Annotated in this window: 13 protein-coding genes; 7 read left to right on the top strand and 6 right to left on the bottom strand. The window is 73.1% G+C overall.

The features are described 5' to 3' along the window. Window positions 1-194: 194 nt before the first annotated feature. Window positions 195-563 carry a hypothetical protein gene (locus tag ACFVXG_RS07165; RefSeq protein ID WP_387925137.1) on the top strand — a complete coding sequence of 123 codons (369 nt, stop codon included), beginning with the start codon at window positions 195-197 and terminating at the stop codon, window positions 561-563. Between the two features lie 100 nt (window positions 564-663). On the opposite strand, the gene ACFVXG_RS07160 is transcribed toward ACFVXG_RS07165, so the two are convergent. The 3 genes from ACFVXG_RS07160 to ACFVXG_RS07150 all read right to left on the bottom strand — a co-directional run bounded on the left by ACFVXG_RS07160 (window position 664) and on the right by ACFVXG_RS07150 (window position 4,318). Further along, window positions 664-1,620 carry a hypothetical protein gene (locus ACFVXG_RS07160; RefSeq protein ID WP_387925135.1) on the bottom strand — a complete coding sequence of 319 codons (957 nt, stop codon included), beginning with the start codon at window positions 1,618-1,620 and terminating at the stop codon, window positions 664-666. 290 nt (window positions 1,621-1,910) lie between these two features. After that, complete coding sequence (locus tag ACFVXG_RS07155; RefSeq protein ID WP_387925133.1) at window positions 1,911-3,131, bottom strand: acetyl-CoA C-acetyltransferase; 1,221 nt, start codon at window positions 3,129-3,131, stop codon at window positions 1,911-1,913. Window positions 3,132-3,196: 65 nt separating this feature from the next. Next, on the bottom strand, window positions 3,197-4,318 hold the full coding sequence (locus ACFVXG_RS07150) for an SGNH/GDSL hydrolase family protein (protein ID WP_387925131.1): 1,122 nt from the start codon (window positions 4,316-4,318) through the stop codon (window positions 3,197-3,199). 232 nt (window positions 4,319-4,550) lie between these two features. Between ACFVXG_RS07150 and ACFVXG_RS07145 the strand changes: the two genes are divergently transcribed. The 3 genes from ACFVXG_RS07145 (at window position 4,551) to ACFVXG_RS07135 (ending at window position 8,234) form a co-directional block, all read left to right on the top strand. After that, window positions 4,551-5,951, top strand: coding sequence for a cystathionine beta-synthase (locus ACFVXG_RS07145; protein WP_387925129.1), 1,401 nt, complete (start codon window positions 4,551-4,553; stop codon window positions 5,949-5,951). Between the two features lie 472 nt (window positions 5,952-6,423). Further along, on the top strand, window positions 6,424-6,756 hold the full coding sequence (locus tag ACFVXG_RS07140; protein ID WP_387925127.1) for a hypothetical protein: 333 nt from the start codon (window positions 6,424-6,426) through the stop codon (window positions 6,754-6,756). Window positions 6,757-6,944: 188 nt separating this feature from the next. Continuing rightward, window positions 6,945-8,234 carry an Ig-like domain-containing protein gene (locus ACFVXG_RS07135; RefSeq protein WP_387925125.1) on the top strand — a complete coding sequence of 430 codons (1,290 nt, stop codon included), beginning with the start codon at window positions 6,945-6,947 and terminating at the stop codon, window positions 8,232-8,234. Between the two features lie 67 nt (window positions 8,235-8,301). On the opposite strand, the gene ACFVXG_RS07130 is transcribed toward ACFVXG_RS07135, so the two are convergent. Continuing rightward, window positions 8,302-8,664 carry a cupin domain-containing protein gene (locus ACFVXG_RS07130; protein WP_350506018.1) on the bottom strand — a complete coding sequence of 121 codons (363 nt, stop codon included), beginning with the start codon at window positions 8,662-8,664 and terminating at the stop codon, window positions 8,302-8,304. Window positions 8,665-8,907: 243 nt separating this feature from the next. Between ACFVXG_RS07130 and ACFVXG_RS07125 the strand changes: the two genes are divergently transcribed. Further along, complete coding sequence (locus ACFVXG_RS07125; protein ID WP_387925123.1) at window positions 8,908-11,193, top strand: serine/threonine-protein kinase; 2,286 nt, start codon at window positions 8,908-8,910, stop codon at window positions 11,191-11,193. A gap of 60 nt (window positions 11,194-11,253) precedes the next feature. Here the strand turns inward: ACFVXG_RS07125 and msrA are convergent, their stop codons facing one another. Further along, complete coding sequence (gene msrA / locus ACFVXG_RS07120; protein WP_387925121.1) at window positions 11,254-11,928, bottom strand: peptide-methionine (S)-S-oxide reductase MsrA; 675 nt, start codon at window positions 11,926-11,928, stop codon at window positions 11,254-11,256. 191 nt (window positions 11,929-12,119) lie between these two features. On the opposite strand from msrA, the gene ACFVXG_RS07115 reads away from it, so the two are divergent. Then, window positions 12,120-13,274 carry a cystathionine gamma-synthase gene (locus ACFVXG_RS07115; RefSeq protein ID WP_387925119.1) on the top strand — a complete coding sequence of 385 codons (1,155 nt, stop codon included), beginning with the start codon at window positions 12,120-12,122 and terminating at the stop codon, window positions 13,272-13,274. Between the two features lie 67 nt (window positions 13,275-13,341). Here the strand turns inward: ACFVXG_RS07115 and ACFVXG_RS07110 are convergent, their stop codons facing one another. Next, on the bottom strand, window positions 13,342-13,824 hold the full coding sequence (locus ACFVXG_RS07110) for a MarR family transcriptional regulator (protein WP_350506022.1): 483 nt from the start codon (window positions 13,822-13,824) through the stop codon (window positions 13,342-13,344). A 122-nt stretch (window positions 13,825-13,946) separates the two neighbouring features. Between ACFVXG_RS07110 and ilvA the strand changes: the two genes are divergently transcribed. Further along, window positions 13,947-15,158: a threonine ammonia-lyase gene (gene ilvA / locus ACFVXG_RS07105; RefSeq protein WP_350506023.1), complete on the top strand. Its 1,212-nt coding sequence runs from the start codon at window positions 13,947-13,949 to the stop codon at window positions 15,156-15,158. Window positions 15,159-15,174: the final 16 nt, after the last annotated feature.

Genomic DNA, 15,174 nt, shown 5'->3' with positions numbered 1-15,174 from the left:
CTCTTGGGTCCTTGCCGGGTCCGCGACGCCGGGGCACGCACCTCGCCGCGTTGTCGTCAGTCGCCAATGGCCCCCAGCCTTCGGCCGGGAGGTGCCCCCACCGCAGTGGCTCCCTCCTCCGCCTTGCGATGCACGCACCCCAACGCCGCGGCCCGATCCGACAAAACCCAAGAGACAGGCCTAGGCTCCTCCCCATGCATGACGTACAGCCCCTGGTCGAAGCCGTGGACAACCTGGCGGATCGTTTCCGCTCGCTGCCGCAGAGCAAGCTGCTGGGCGCCGTGCCCGGGCATGCCTCGCGGGCGGCGGCGGTGCTGGCGCTCGCGCGGCGGCTGGCCGCGCTGGCGCTGGCGGTGGAAGGCGGGCCGGAGCGGGAGTTCCCGGATGCCGGGGCCTTCGCGGCGGGGGACCAGCTGGCCGTCGCCGGGCACGACCTGGCGGCCGCGCTCGCGGCCCTGCCGGAGGGCGCTGCGGTGGCGCTGCCCGGCGGGCCGGTGCCGGCGGCCGAGCTGCTGGCCGGGGCGGTGGCCGCGGTCCGGGAGACGGCCGGGCTCTGCGCCTGAGCCGCCCGGCCCTCCGGGAGCCGGACGCGCCGAAGGCCGACCCGGTCGGTAACCCCGTGACCCGGTCGGCCTTCGGTCCTGCTGCGTGGCTGAGGTGGGGTCAGATGCTGGCGACCACCCGGTCGGCGAGCACGTAGACGGCCTCCTCGTCGGTGGAGAAGGTCAGCGAGTAGGAGCCGGAGAAGCGCGAGCCGCCGAGCAGTCGGACGTGCTCACCGGCACGGACCGCGTCGATCAGCCGGTAGGCGGCCTCCCGGTCGCCCGGGGCCACGCACAGCGTGGTGCCGTCGGCGAAGGCGTACACGTCCAGGGTGCCGAGCGGGCCCGGGCGGACGTCGATCAGGGCGACGGCCTCCTCGGCGAGGGCGGCGAGCCGGGTGTCGGTCCACTCGCGGGAGGGTGCCTGGCTCGGCACGAAGTCGGGGTGCGAGGGGTGGCGGCGCGGGTCGGGCGCGGCGACCGGGGCCTCCTCCACGACCGGCTCGGCGTCCAGCAGCCCGGCCTCCAGGCCGGTGGCCAGCAGGTCGGCCTCGCGGCGGGCGCGGGCGTCCTTGGGGGTCTCGCCGACGGGGTGGCCGGGGCGCAGCGGGGTGCCGCCCTCGGTGCCGGGCTCGGCCGGGCCGGTGCCGCCCTCGTTGATCAGGTCCTCCAGCGCGGAGCGCAGCGCCTCGCCGAACTCCGGGTCCATCGTCCCGGCGTTGTCGGCGGCGTCCTGCGGGCCGGTGGGGCGGGGGAAGAACAGCGGCCACTCGTCGGTGCCGGCCAGCACCTCGGTGAAGGGCGCCCCGGTGAAGGGGGAGTCGAACAGCGGCGCGTCCTCGGCCGCGCGGGCCTCCTGCTCGGCCCAGAACGCCCGGGCCTCGGTGATCTCCCGCTCGCGGTCGGCGGCGAGCGCCTCGGCGACGGCCCGGCGTATCGCGGCCTCGTCCACCGGTGCGGGCCCGGCCTGGGCCGCGGCCTGTGCGTCCAGCCGCCGGGAGATGCCCCGGAGGCGCAGCAGCACGGCGGACGACACGGTGATCAGGATCAGCAGCAGGATGGTGTAGACGGCGCTCACGGAACGTACTCCTAGCGAGGAGCGGAACGGGGTTACGTGTCCACACTGCCCCATCCGGGGCTGTTACCGCAGTGGCGAATGTCTAATTCGTCCGGGACTTTCGCGCTTGTCCCCAAATTGTTAGGTAACACCGTTCTACGCAGTGGAGTTGATCCGCTCCGCACTGTCGATTTCCGGGCCGGGAACGACATGGGAGAGGGCCGGATCGACCTCTCGGTGTGATCCGGCCCTCAATTACGCACTGTCACTCCAAACGGGTGGTCCAGACCCTTCGGAGCGGCGGGGGTGGGTCAGCTGAGGCGCTCGATGACCATCGCCATGCCCTGGCCGCCGCCGACGCACATGGTCTCCAGGCCGAACTGCTTGTCGTGCCACTGCAGGGAGTTGATCAGCGTGGTGGTGATCCGGGCGCCGGTCATCCCGAAGGGGTGGCCGACGGCGATGGCGCCGCCGTTGACGTTCAGCTTGTCCAGGTCGACGCCGAGGTCGCGGTAGGAGGGGATGACCTGGGCCGCGAAGGCCTCGTTGATCTCGACCAGGTCGATGTCGTCGATGGTCAGGCCGGCCCGTCGGAGCGCCTGCTTGGAGGCCTCGACCGGGCCGTAGCCCATGATCTCGGGGGAGAGCGCGCTGACGCCGGTGGAGACCACCCGGGCGAGCGGGGTGATGCCGAGCTCGCGGGCCTTGGTGTCGGACATGATGACCAGCGCGGCGGCGCCGTCGTTCAGCGGGCAGCAGTTGCCGGCGGTGACGGTGCCGTCGGGGCGGAAGACCGGCTTGAGGCCCGACACGCCCTCCAGGGTCACGCCGGCGCGCGGGCCGTCGTCGGTGCTGACCACGGTGCCGTCCGGCAGCGTGACCGGGGTGATCTCGCGCTCCCAGAAGCCGGCCTTGATGGCGGCCTCGGCGAGGTTCTGCGAGCGGACGCCGAACTCGTCCTGGTCGGCGCGGGTGATGCCCTTGAGCGCGGCCAGGTTCTCGGCGGTCTGGCCCATCGCGATGTAGGCGTCCGGCAGCAGGCCGTCCTCGCGCGGGTCGTGCCACTCGCCGCCGCCCTCCTCGGCGCGCTTCTTGGTGCGGGCCTGGGCGTCGTCGAAGAGCGGGTTCATGGTGCCCGGCATGCCGTCCGAGGTGCCGTTGACGCTGCGCGACACGGTCTCGACGCCGGCCGAGATGAAGACGTCGCCCTCGCCGGCCTTGATCGCGTGCAGCGCCATCCGCGTGGTCTGCAGCGAGGAGGAGCAGTAGCGGGTGATGGTGGCGCCGGGCAGGTAGTCCATGCCCATCTGGACGGCCACGATGCGGGCCAGGTTGTGGCCCTGCTCGCCGCCCGGGAGGCCGCAGCCAAGCATCAGGTCGTCGATCTGGCGCGGGTCGAGCTGCGGGACCTTGGCCAGGGCGGCCTGGATGATGTGGGCGGTCAGGTCGTCCGGGCGGACGTCCTTGAGGGAGCCCTTGAACGCCCGGCCGATCGGCGAACGGGTGGCGCTGACGATGACGGCTTCGGGCATTGCGGGGCTCCTCGCTGAGTGACGGCGGACTTGGCGGTCCGTGAGGAAAGTTACCGCTTGGTAGCTCAGCCGTCACCGGCCCCGGCGTGTGAGCTGGCCGACGTGTTCCCGGGCTCCGCGCCGGGCTCCCGGGTCGCGTCGGCGCCGGGCTCCGCGACGGGCTCCGCGACGGACTCCGCACCGGGCTCCCGGGGCACGTCCGGGCCGACCCGCAGCCGGTGGCGCAGCAGTGCCCAGCGCCGGCCCGGGCCCTCGGCGTCCACGGCCGCCACCTCGGTGCCCGCCCGGCCGGCCGCCGCCGCGGCGGCCACCGCGACCGGCAGCACCGTCTCGCCGGGGACGGCGGTGCTCGGGCGCTCCTCCTCCGGCCAGAGGCCGAGCGCGGCGCAGACCGAGGGCAGCACGGCCATCGCGGCGGTGGCGTAGCCCTGGGCGGAGGGGTGGTAGCGGTCGGCGGCGAACATCTCCGGGCGGGCGGCGAACTCCGGGCCGAGCAGCGAGCCCAGCGAGACGGTGCGCCCGCCCGCCTCCACCACCGCGATGGTCTGCGCGGCGGCCAGCTGGCGGCTGAGCCGCCGGGCCACCCAGCGCAGCGGCGGGCGCACCGGCTTGATCGTCCCGAGGTCCGGGCAGGTGCCCACCACCACCTCGCAGCCGTTGGCGCGCAGGGCGGCGACGGCCTCGCCGAGCTGGCGGACGGCGAGCTGGGCCGGGCTGTGCCGGGTGACGTCGTTGGCCCCGATCATGATCACCGCGACGTCCGGGCGGTGCCGCAGGGCCTGCTCCAGCTGGCCGGAGAGGTCGGCCGAGCGGCCGCCGGAGCGGGCCACGTTGACCAGCCGCACCGGGCGCTCGGCCACCGAGGCCAGGCCGGCGGCCAGCAGCGCGCCCGGGGTCTCGCGGCCGCGGGCCACACCGAGGCCGGCGCCGGTGGAGTCGCCGAGGACGGCCAGCACGAGCGGCGGTGCGGGCGGCGCGCAGCCGTCGGCGAAGGCCTCGCCGTAGACGCCGTCGGCCTTGGGCGGGACGGTCTCCAGGACCCCGATGGCCTGGACGGCGAGTTTGCTCTCGGTGAGCAGCAGCCCCACCAGGCCCACCCCGAGCAGACCGAGCCCGCCGCCGCCGTACGCCGCCGCGGTGGCGATCCGACGGGCCACCCGGGCCCGCGAGTCCTGTGCCCCTGGCATCCGCTGCCCCCTTCGCGTCCTCGTGCCGCCCCCTCCGGGGCCACGGCCATGCCTGCACAGCGGTCTTACCCGCGCGGAGGGCGGGAGTACCGGGGGCGCGGGCGGTGGTGGGCCATTGGTGGAGCGCTACGGCCGAGAGGGGAGTGGCGGAAGGGCGGGCTGGGGTGCGTGCCACGCCCTAGGCTTTGCAGTACCGAATGCACTCGCATGCCCATAGACCGGGAGGACCCCCGTGCGGTACCACAACTCGATCATCGACCTGGTCGGCAACACGCCGCTGGTCAAGCTGAACAAGGTCACCGAGGGCATCACCGCGACAGTCCTGGCCAAGGTCGAGTACTTCAACCCCGGCGGCTCGGTGAAGGACCGCATCGCGATGCGCATGATCGAGGCCGCCGAGGCCTCGGGCGCCCTCAAGCCGGGCGGCACGATCGTGGAGCCGACCTCCGGCAACACCGGCGTCGGCCTGGCGATCGTGGCCCAGCAGAAGGGCTACAAGTGCATCTTCGTCTGTCCGGACAAGGTGTCCACCGACAAGATCAACACCCTGCGCGCGTACGGCGCCGAGGTCGTGGTCTGTCCGACCGCCGTCGCCCCGGAGCACCCGGACTCCTACTACAACGTCTCGGACCGCCTGGTCCGTGAGACCCCGAACGCCTGGAAGCCGGACCAGTACTCCAACCCGGACAACCCGGCCTCGCACTACTACTCCACCGGTCCGGAGCTGTGGGAGCAGACCGAGGGGAAGATCACCCACTTCGTGGCGGGCGTCGGCACCGGCGGCACCATCTCCGGCACCGGCAACTACCTGAAGGAGGCGTCCGGCGGCAAGGTCAAGGTCGTCGGCGCCGACCCGGAGGGCTCGGTCTACTCGGGCGGCACCGGCCGTCCGTACCTGGTCGAGGGCGTCGGTGAGGACTTCTGGCCGACCGCCTACGACCGCGGCGTGGCGGACGAGATCGTCGCGGTCTCCGACAAGGACTCGTTCCAGATGACCCGCCGCCTCGCCAAGGAGGAGGGCCTGCTGGTCGGCGGCTCCTGCGGGATGGCCGTGGTGGCCGCGCTGGAGGTCGCCAAGAAGCTCGGGCCGGACGACGTCGTCGTGGTGCTGCTGCCGGACGGCGGCCGCGGCTACCTGTCGAAGATCTTCAACGACGACTGGATGGCGGACTACGGCTTCCTGCCCTCGGCCACCGACGAGGCGCACATCAGCGAGGTGCTGGGGCGCAAGGAGGGCATGGAGCAGGGCGGCGTTCCGCAGTTCGTCCACATGCACCCGAACGAGACGGTCGCCGAGGCGGTCCGGGTGCTGCGCGAGTACGGCGTCTCGCAGATGCCGGTGGTCTCCCCGGGCGCCGGGCACCCGGACATCATGGCCGGCGAGGTGGTCGGCTCGGTGGTGGAGAAGCTGCTGCTGGAGGGCATCTTCGCCAAGGAGATCGAGCTGACCGACACCCTGGACAAGGTGATGTCCAAGCCGCTGCCGGTGGTCGGCTCGGGCGAGACCGTCACCAACCTGATGACCGTGCTGGAGAAGGCCGACGCGGCGGTCGTGCTGGTGGAGGGCAAGCCGCAGGGCATCGTCACCCGGCAGGACCTGCTGGGCTACCTGACCACCCGCGGCGCGCACTGACGCCTGCTCACCACCGTTCGCCCGTGGCCGGATCCGGAGGATTCGTCCACGGGCGAAGTGGTACACCGGCGTCACCTGCCCGCAGCACGCGGTTAACACGGCTCCTGCATCGTGGTGGTCAACGGCAAGACGCCGAGCGAGACGGCAGCGGTACACCGGGAGCGGCTCCCCGGCGGTCGCGGTCGGCTCCGGACACGTCGGACGGTCCTGACCCGACCGCCGTGTCCGCCCTCCCCGACCGCTCGTCGGAGGGAGGGGCCCTCCGTGGGGGGCGCCGTCGTCCCGACCCTGTCCGGCTCCGGCCGGTCGACAGGGTGCGGCGGCTCCCACGGGTCGATCACCGTGCCGTAACAGGCGCGGCTCCGCGGTTCCCGGGTGGGGGAGCCGAGGCGGAGCGGTGGGGCCGGTCCCGTTCCGAGGGACCGGCCCCTTCCGTGCGTCCGGGGGCCTTCGTTCCCGTACGCTCGCTGGCATGACCAGCACTGAAACGACCGACGCCCCGCGCTACGTCAAGCTCAAGATCGAACTCATCGCGGAGATCACCGACGAGGGCGCGCTCAAGGCCGCGGCCCTGCAGCAGGTCGCCGAGGACGAGTACCTCGACGACGAGGAGCGCGCCCAGTCCGTCGACGCCATCGACGTGGACCCGTCGGGTTCGCTCGCCCACTTCATCGACCCGGTCGCGCTGCTCGGCGACATCCCGGGCGTGGAGCTCGCCTCGGCGACCTGGGAGTCGGCCCAGACCGAGTTCGACCCCGAGAGCGACGAGTGGGACGAGTACTCCGTGGAGGAGTCCGCCGAGTAACGGCCGTTCGTGCCGTCACCACCCGTGAACACCCGGTCCGCCGTCGGCGGACCGGGTGTTTTGTCCATGTTCAGCGGGAAGTTGGGTCATCTCATACGATCGCTTACTCTTCGGTGGTGGAACCGTGAGCGGCCGGATTGCGTTTCTGTATCCGTAAATGCCCGGGAAGATCAGCAGGGAGACGCGACGTGACGGCACGGGACGGTCAGGGGCGGGTGGCCGGAGGCAACTGGAGCCGACGCGGAGTTCTCGCGGGCCTGATCGGGGCCCCGGTCCTGCTGCTCGCGGCCTGCAACGACAACAGCGGCTCCGGCAGCGGCGGCAGTGGCAACGGCGGCTCCGGCAACGGCGGTGGCGGTGGCGGCACCCCGGGCTCCGCCGGCGGCAGCAGCGCCCCCAAGACCTCGGCCGCCGTGATCACGGTCAGCCCCGCGGACGGCACCACCGGCGCCAGCTTCAGCGAGCCGGTCAAGGTCACCGTCACCAACGGCACCCTGAGCACCGTCAAGGTCACCGACTCCACCGGCAAGGAGCTGGCCGGCCAGCTCTCCGCCGACAACACCAGCTGGACCTCGGCCGCGGCCCCGGCCAGCGGTACCAAGTACGCCGTCACCGCCAGCGGCGTCGACAAGGACAAGCTGGAGGCGGACGCCAACGCCAGCTTCACCACGGCGACCCCGGCCAACACCTTCGTGGGCTACTTCACCCCCGAGGACGGCTCGGTGGTCGGCGTCGGCATGCCGGTCTCGATCAACTTCAGCAAGCCGATCACCGACAAGAAGGCCGTCCAGTCGGCGATCACGGTGATAGCGGAGCCGGGTGTCGAGATCGTCGGCCACTGGTTCTCCAGCACCCGCCTCGACTTCCGGCCGCAGGAGTACTGGGCCAAGGGCACCAAGGTCACCCTGAAGCTCCGGCTCAAGGACGTCGAGGGCGCGAAGGGCGTCTACGGCACCCAGTCCAAGGACGTGGCCTTCACCATCGGCCGGGCCCAGACCAGCGTCGCCGACCTCGCCACCAAGAAGCTCACCGTCACCACGGACGGCCAGGTCAGCGCCGTCTACAAGATCTCCGGCGGCTCCCCCGAGCACACCACCTGGGGCGGCAAGATGGTCATCTCCGAGCAGTTCACCCAGACCCGGATGAACTCGCAGACCGTCAACCTGGGCAGCGAGTACGACATCGCCGACGTGCCGCACGCCCAGCGCCTCACCACCTCCGGCACCTTCATCCACGGCAACTACTGGTCGCCGTCGTCGATCTTCGGCGGGCAGAACACCAGCCACGGCTGCGTCGGGCTGCAGGACGCCAAGGGTGCCCAGGACAGCAGCACGGACGGCTTCAAGTTCTACAAGTCCTCGATCGTCGGTGACGTCGTCGAGGTCCGGAACTCCGGCGACAAGACCGTCGCCCCGGACAACGGCCTGAACGGCTGGAACCTGAGCTGGGCCGACTGGAAGGCCGGCAGCGCGGTCTGACCTGCGCCTGCTTCCGCCCCGCGCCTGCTCCCGCCCCGCCCGATACTTCGGGCGGGGCGGCGGTGTCTCACCGCTTCGCGTAGTCCGCGAAGCCCTGCCAGTCGACGATCACGCACCGCTCGTCGCCCAGGATCCAGGCGTCGTGCCCGGGCGGGCAGATCATGAAGTCGCCCGGGCCGTAGTCGGCCTGCTGGCCGTCGTCCATGACGATCCTCATCCGGCCGGAGACCACGTACCCCAGGTGCGCCGCCTGGCAGCTGTCCGTCCCGGCGATCGGCTTCACGTGCTTGGACCACTGCCAGCCGGGCTCGAACACCGCCCGGCCGACCGGGCCGGACTCCAGGTTCACCAGGCGCAGCTCCCCCGAGCCGTCCTCGAAGGGGCGGACCTCCTCGGGCGCCTCGAAACTCATGCGGACCAGACCGGACATGGCGCACTCCTCTCACGAGGAACGGCCCGGCCACCAGCAGGTGGCCGGGCCGCCCTTGCTGGCCCTTCCAGTCTGCGCCCGGCTCCGGGAGCGGTCACCTCGGGTGGCGGGCGCCCGCACGGGCCGGGCGGGCAGCGGCCGGACCTGCGGGTCCGAGGGCTGCCGTCGGTTCGTGAACGGGGGCCCTACTAGGCTGGGTCGGTCGGCCGGGTGGCCGTTCATGCCTGGGGGAGGGGTCGGGACGTGACCTTGCTGGAGAACGATCCGCGGGAGATCGGCGGGTACCTCCTGGAGGGCAGGCTCGGCGCGGGCGGGATGGGGGTCGTCTACCGGGCCCGGTCGGTGTCCGGGCGGCAGGTGGCGGTGAAGGTGATCCGGCCCGAGCTGGCCGCGGACGCCGAGTTCCGGGCGCGGTTCCGGCTGGAGGTCACGGCCGCGCGCAAGGTCAGCGGGGCGTTCACCGCGCCGGTGCTGGACGCGGACGCCGACGCGCCGTCGCCCTGGCTGGCGACGCTCTTCATCCCCGGTCCGTCCCTGGGCGAACGGGTGGCCGGGCAGGGCCCGTTGGCGCCGCCGGAGGTGCGTCGGCTGGCCGCCGGGCTGGCCGAGGCGCTGCGGGAGATCCACCGGGTCGGGCTGGTCCACCGGGACCTCAAGCCCGGCAATGTGCTGCTCGCCGAGGACGGTCCGCGGGTGATCGACTTCGGCATCGCGCGCAGTGCCGGCGAGACCCAGCTGACCAGCACCGGTGTCGCCGTCGGGACGCCGCCGTTCATGGCTCCCGAGCAGTTCCGCAGCGGGACGGCGAGCGCTGCCACCGATGTGTTCGCGCTCGGTTCGGTGCTGGCCTTCGCGGCCACCGGGCGCGGGCCGTTCGGTGCGGACTCCTCGCACGCGGTGGGTTTCCGGGTGGTGTACGAGGAGCCGGACCTGACCGGGCTGGCGCCCGAGCTGTATCCGTTGATCGTCGGGTGCCTGGCGAAGGAGGCGGAGCAACGGCCCACGGTGGAGGGGCTGTTGCGGCTGATCGCGGACGGGGCGCGGGAGCGGACCGTGCAGCTCCAGCTGCGGACGGGGCCGGTGGCGCCGGCGGGTCCGGTGCCGGCTCCGGCTCCTGTTTCCGCTCCGACTCCGACGCCCACGGCCGCGGGTCCGGTGACTCCGGGACCGGTGGCGCCGATGCCGACGGCTCCGTCGGTCCTGCCCGCGGCGGTGGCTCCGCCGGTGCCGGTGCCCGCTCCGCCGGCCGCTCCGCCCGCCGGGGCCGCAGTGCCGACGGGCCCGGTCCCACCGGCCGTCCCCTCGTACCTGGCCGCCCCCTCCGCCCGCCGGTCCCTCGCCGACTCCGCCGCGCGCCCGCGCAGGCGCAAGGGGGTGCTGATCGGCTCGGCGCTGTCCGCGCTGGTCGTCGCCGCGGCGGGCACCCTGGGCTTCCTCGCCTGGCGGGACCACGGCCCGGACCAGCCGTCGGCCCAGAGCCCGAAGTCCGGTCCGTCCTCCCCGGTGACGACGGCGACCGACGCCTCCGGCTGCGGCCCCAACGGCAAGCAGGCGGTCGGCGCGGACGGGCTGCAGGTGGCCCTCGTCAAGCAGTGGCAGGCGGACTACGCCAAGGAGTGCCCGGGCGCCGGGATCACCGTCAACGGCCCCGCGAGCGGCACCGTGATGGACCAGTACGCGACCTTCAAGTCCGACGGCGTCGCCCTGGACTCCCCGATGACGGACGATCAGCGGGCCGTCGTCGGCCGCCACTGCCCCACCGGGTACGCCTCCCAGATCCCGGTCACCGTGCTGCCGATCGCCGTCGTCTACAACGCGCCCGGGCTGCAGGGGCTGGCGTTCGACGCCCCGACGCTCGCCAAGGTCTTCACCGGCAAGATCACCAAGTGGAACGACCCGGCGATCAAGGCGCTCAACCCGGTCTGGAACCTGCCGGACTCGCCGATCGACGTGCGGATCCCGAGCAACGAGTCGGCGTCCACCACCATCCTCACCCAGTACCTCGCCAAGGCGGCGCCCGCCGACTTCCCGTACCAGCCGGGCCGGGCGTGGCCCGACAAGTCGCGGGCCGCGTCCGGCACGAACGCGTCCGACCTCCCCGCCTACGTCGCCGGGCACCAGTGGTCGATGTCCTTCGTGCCGCTCCCGGACGCCGGCACCCTCCAGAAGGCCAAGGTGACGTACGGCGGCTCCCCGGCGGTGGAACTCACCCCCCAGTCCGCCGGCATCATGGCCGCCGGGGGCTCGGTGCAGGGCACGGGCACCAACCTGACGGTCACGATCGACTACGCGCGGCCCAGCTCCCTCGGCTACCCGATCGTCGACATCGGCTACATCGGTTTCTGTGACCACGGCGGGGCCGACCGCGCCTTCGCCGGCACCGCCGTCCTGACGAACTTCCTGGCCCACGGGCTCAGCGCGTCGGGCCAGGCGGCCGGCCAGAACCTCATGTACGGCCCGCTGCCGGACGCCCTGGCGAAGCGCGTGCTGGACTCCCTGGCCCCGCTGCGGGTGAAGCCCGGCAACTGATCGAGGAGCGGCGCCGGCGGAAAGGGGGGTGCGGGTTTCCGCAGCCCCCTTTCGCGCCGGTCAGGCCTTGTTCCGGTCCGTCGAGGCCACGCCGATCGGGCAGGAGGCGCCGGTGCCGCCGAGGCCGCAGTAGCCGTTGGGGTTCTTGGCGTCCGACAGGTACTGCTGGTGGTACGGCTCGGCCGGGTAGAACGTCCCGGCCGGGGCGATCTCGGTGGTGATCGGGCCGTGGCCGAGCGCGGTCAGGGCGGGCTGGAAGGCGTCCCGGGTGGCGGTCGCGGCGGCGGCCTGGGCGGGGGAGTGGGTGTACAGCGCGGAGCGGTACTGGGTGCCCACGTCGTTGCCCTGGCGGTTGCCCTGGGTCGGGTCGTGGGCCTCCCAGAAGGCCTTGAGCAGCCGCTCGTAGGAGACCACCGCCGGGTCGAACACCACCCGGACCGCCTCGGTGTGCCCGGTCAGCCCGCTGCACACCTCCTCGTACGTCGGGTTGGGCGTGAAGCCGCCCTGGTAGCCGACCAGCGTCGTCCAGACGCCGGGCAGCCGCCAGAACGTGCGCTCGGCGCCCCAGAAGCAGCCCAGCCCGAAGTCGGCCACCTCCAGCCCCTCCGGGTACGGGCCGGTCAGCGGGTGGCCGAGGACGGTGTGCGGCTCGGTCAGGGCGAAGCCCGCGGCCGGGCGGCCGGGCAGCGCCTGGTCGGCGGGGACGAGCGAGGTCTTGTGGCGGTTGAACAGCACGGCCTGCTCCAGGGGTAGGGAGGGTTGCCCCGGATTCAACGCACCGGACGGCCCGTGGATTCCGGCCCGGCGGGGTCCGGGGGTGGGGCGGCACGGGTTCGGGGGCCTGGCGGGGCCCCTGGGGCCCCTGCGGGCGGTGGTCCCGGGACTTCCGGCGGGCGCCCGGCCGTACGGCCGTTAGGCTCGGAACCATGACCGAGCACCAGCTTCCCCAGGGCTTCGAGACTCTCGCCATCCACGCGGGTCAGGAAGCAGACCCCCAGACCGGGGCCGTCGTCACGCCGATCTACCAGGTGTCCACCTACAAGCAGGACGGGGTGGGCGGCCTGCGGGGCGGCTACGAGTACAGCCGCAGCGCCAACCCGACCCGCACCGCGCTCGAGGAGTGCCTCGCGGCCCTCGAAGGCGGCTCCCGCGGCCTCGCCTTCGCCTCCGGCCTGGCGGCCGAGGACACCCTGCTGCGCACCATCCTCAAGCCGGGCGACCACATCGTGATCCCCAACGACGCCTACGGCGGCACCTTCCGGCTGTTCGCCAAGGTGCTGACCCGCTGGGGCGTCGAGTTCTCCGTCGCCAACACCCAGAAGCTGGACGACGTCCGCGCCGCGCTGCGCCCCAACACCCGCGCGGTGTGGGTCGAGACCCCGTCCAACCCGCTGCTGGGCATCACCGACCTGGCCGGGCTGGCCGAGGTCGCGCACGGTGCCGGGGCGCTGCTGGTGGTCGACAACACCTTCGCCAGCCCGTACCTGCAGCAGCCGATCGCGCTCGGCGCGGACGCGGTCGTGCACTCCACCACCAAGTACATGGGCGGCCACTCGGACGTCGTCGGCGGTGCGCTGGTGCTGGCCGAGGCGGGCCTCGGCGAGGAGGTCGCGTACCACCAGAACGCCATGGGCGCCGTCTCCGGGCCGTTCGACGCCTGGCTGGTGCTGCGCGGCATCAAGACCCTGGGCGTCCGGATGGACCGGCACAGCTCCAACGCGGAGAAGGTCGCCGAGCTGCTGGCGGGCCACCCCAAGGTCAGCCAGGTGCTCTACCCGGGCCTGCCCGAGCACCCCGGCCACGACATCGCCGCCAAGCAGATGAAGGCCTTCGGCGGCATGGTCTCGTTCCGGGTCGCCGCTGGTGAGGAGGCTGCCGTCGAGGTCTGCAACCGCGCGCAGCTGTTCACCCTGGGCGAGTCGCTGGGCGGCGTGGAGTCGCTGATCGAGCACCCCGGCCGGATGACCCACGCCTCGGCGGCCGGTTCGCCGCTGGAGGTGCCGGCCGACCTGGTGCGCGTCTCGGTCGGCATCGAGTCGATCGACGACCTGCTGGCCGACCTCACCCAGGCGCTCGGCTAGGTCCTCTCTTTTGGATCTTGTCGGACCCGGCAGAGATCCGAACGAGAGGGCCTAGGGGAGTTGAGGGCTACTGCCCCTGCTGGTCCGCCGTGTACGACTCCATCGCGTGGTTGAAGCGGGCCAGCAGGGCGCAGAACGCCTGTTGCTCCTCGGGCGGCCAGTCGGCCGTCAGGCGGCGGGTCAACTCGGCCCGGCCGTCCCGGACTTCGGCGAGCCGGCCGGTGCCGCAGGCGGTCAGCGCGAGCCGTACCGCGCGGCGGTCGGCCGGGTCCTGCACCCGGCCGACCAGTCCGGCCGCGACCAGCGGGGCGACCTGGCGGGTCACCGTGGAGGAGTCCACACCGAGCGCCTCGGCCAGCGCCTTGACGTTGGCCGGCCCGTGCCGCTCCAGGCGGTCGAGCAGGAGGTAGGCGGCCCGGTCCAGCGCGGCGACGCCGCCGCCGGAGGTCCGGACCTGTTCCATCCGGCGGGCGAACACCGCCAGCTGGTACTGGAGTTGGGTGTGCACGGGCTCGGTTCGGTCGGTGGCCTGGGGCGAGGTCGTCGTCATCGCGGCTCACGATCGTCATGCGGTGAGAGAAGCTCAGAAGCAGCAGCGTACGCGGGCGGAGCGGGCCCGGGAACAGGCCCGACGTCCCGGGTTGGCCGCGGCCGCGCCCCTAGGCTGGGATCATGCAGAACTGGCCGATCACCCTCGACGACGTCCGCGGTGCCCAGAAGATGCTCGCCGGGGTCGCCCGGGTGACCCCGATGGAGGGGAGCCGGCACCTGTCCGGGCTGATCGGCGCGCCGGTCCACCTGAAGTGCGAGAACCTCCAGCGCACCGGTTCCTTCAAGCTGCGCGGGGCGTACGTGCGGATCGCGGGGCTCTCGCCGGTGCAGCGGGCCGGCGGGGTGGTGGCGGCGAGCGCCGGGAACCACGCCCAGGGGGTGGCCCTGGCGGCCTCGCTGCTGGGGGTGCGTTCCACCGTGTTCATGCCGGTCGCGGCGCCGCTGCCGAAGGTCGCCGCAACCCGGGAGTACGGCGCTGAGGTCCGGCTGCACGGCACCACCGTGGACGAGGCGCTGCAGGCCGCGCAGCGGTACTCGGAGGCGACCGGCGCGGTGTTCATCCACCCCTTCGACCACTGGGACGTGGTCACCGGCCAGGCGACCGTCGGCCTGGAGATCCTGGAGCAGTGCCCCGAGGTGCGCACCATCCTGGTCGGGGTGGGCGGCGGCGGCCTGCTGGCCGGGATCGCGGCGGCGGTCAAGCCGCTGCGGCCGGACGTCCGGGTGGTCGGGGTGCAGGCGGCGGCCGCCGCCGCGTACCCGCCCTCGCTGGCGGCCGGGCGGCCGGTCTCGCTGGAGCACTTCGCCACGATGGCCGACGGGATCATGGTCGGGCGCCCCGGGGACATCCCGTTCGAGGTGGTCAACACGCTGGCGGACGGCATCCGCACGGTCTCCGAGGACGCGCTGTCGCGGGCCCTGCTGCTCGGGCTGGAACGGCTGAAACTGGTGGTCGAACCGGCCGGGGCGGCCCCGATCGCGGCGCTGCTGGAGCAGCCGGACTCCTTCGAGGGCCCGGTGGTCGCGGTGCTCTCCGGCGGCAACATCGACCCGCAGCTGATGCAGCGGGTGCTGCGGCACGGGCTGGCGGCGGCCGGGCGGTACCTGTCGCTGCGGGTGCGGCTGGCGGACAAGCCGGGCTCGCTGGCGGACCTGCTGGGGGTGCTGACCAGGGTGGACGCCAACGTGCTGGACGTCGCGCACGTCCGGATCGACCCGCGGCTGGGGCTGACCGAGGTCGAGGTGGACCTGCACCTGGAGACCAAGGGGCCGGAGCACTGCGCCCTGGTGGTCGGGGAGTTGCGGGACGCGGGGTACGTGGTCGCGGACTGAGCCTCCATGCGGACGG

Source organism: Kitasatospora sp. NPDC058162 (assembly GCF_042884005.1).
In the GTDB taxonomy this organism is placed as follows: domain Bacteria; phylum Actinomycetota; class Actinomycetes; order Streptomycetales; family Streptomycetaceae; genus Kitasatospora.
Note: the sequence above shows the minus strand (reverse complement) of the source record. Positions and strands in the feature narration are given on the sequence as shown.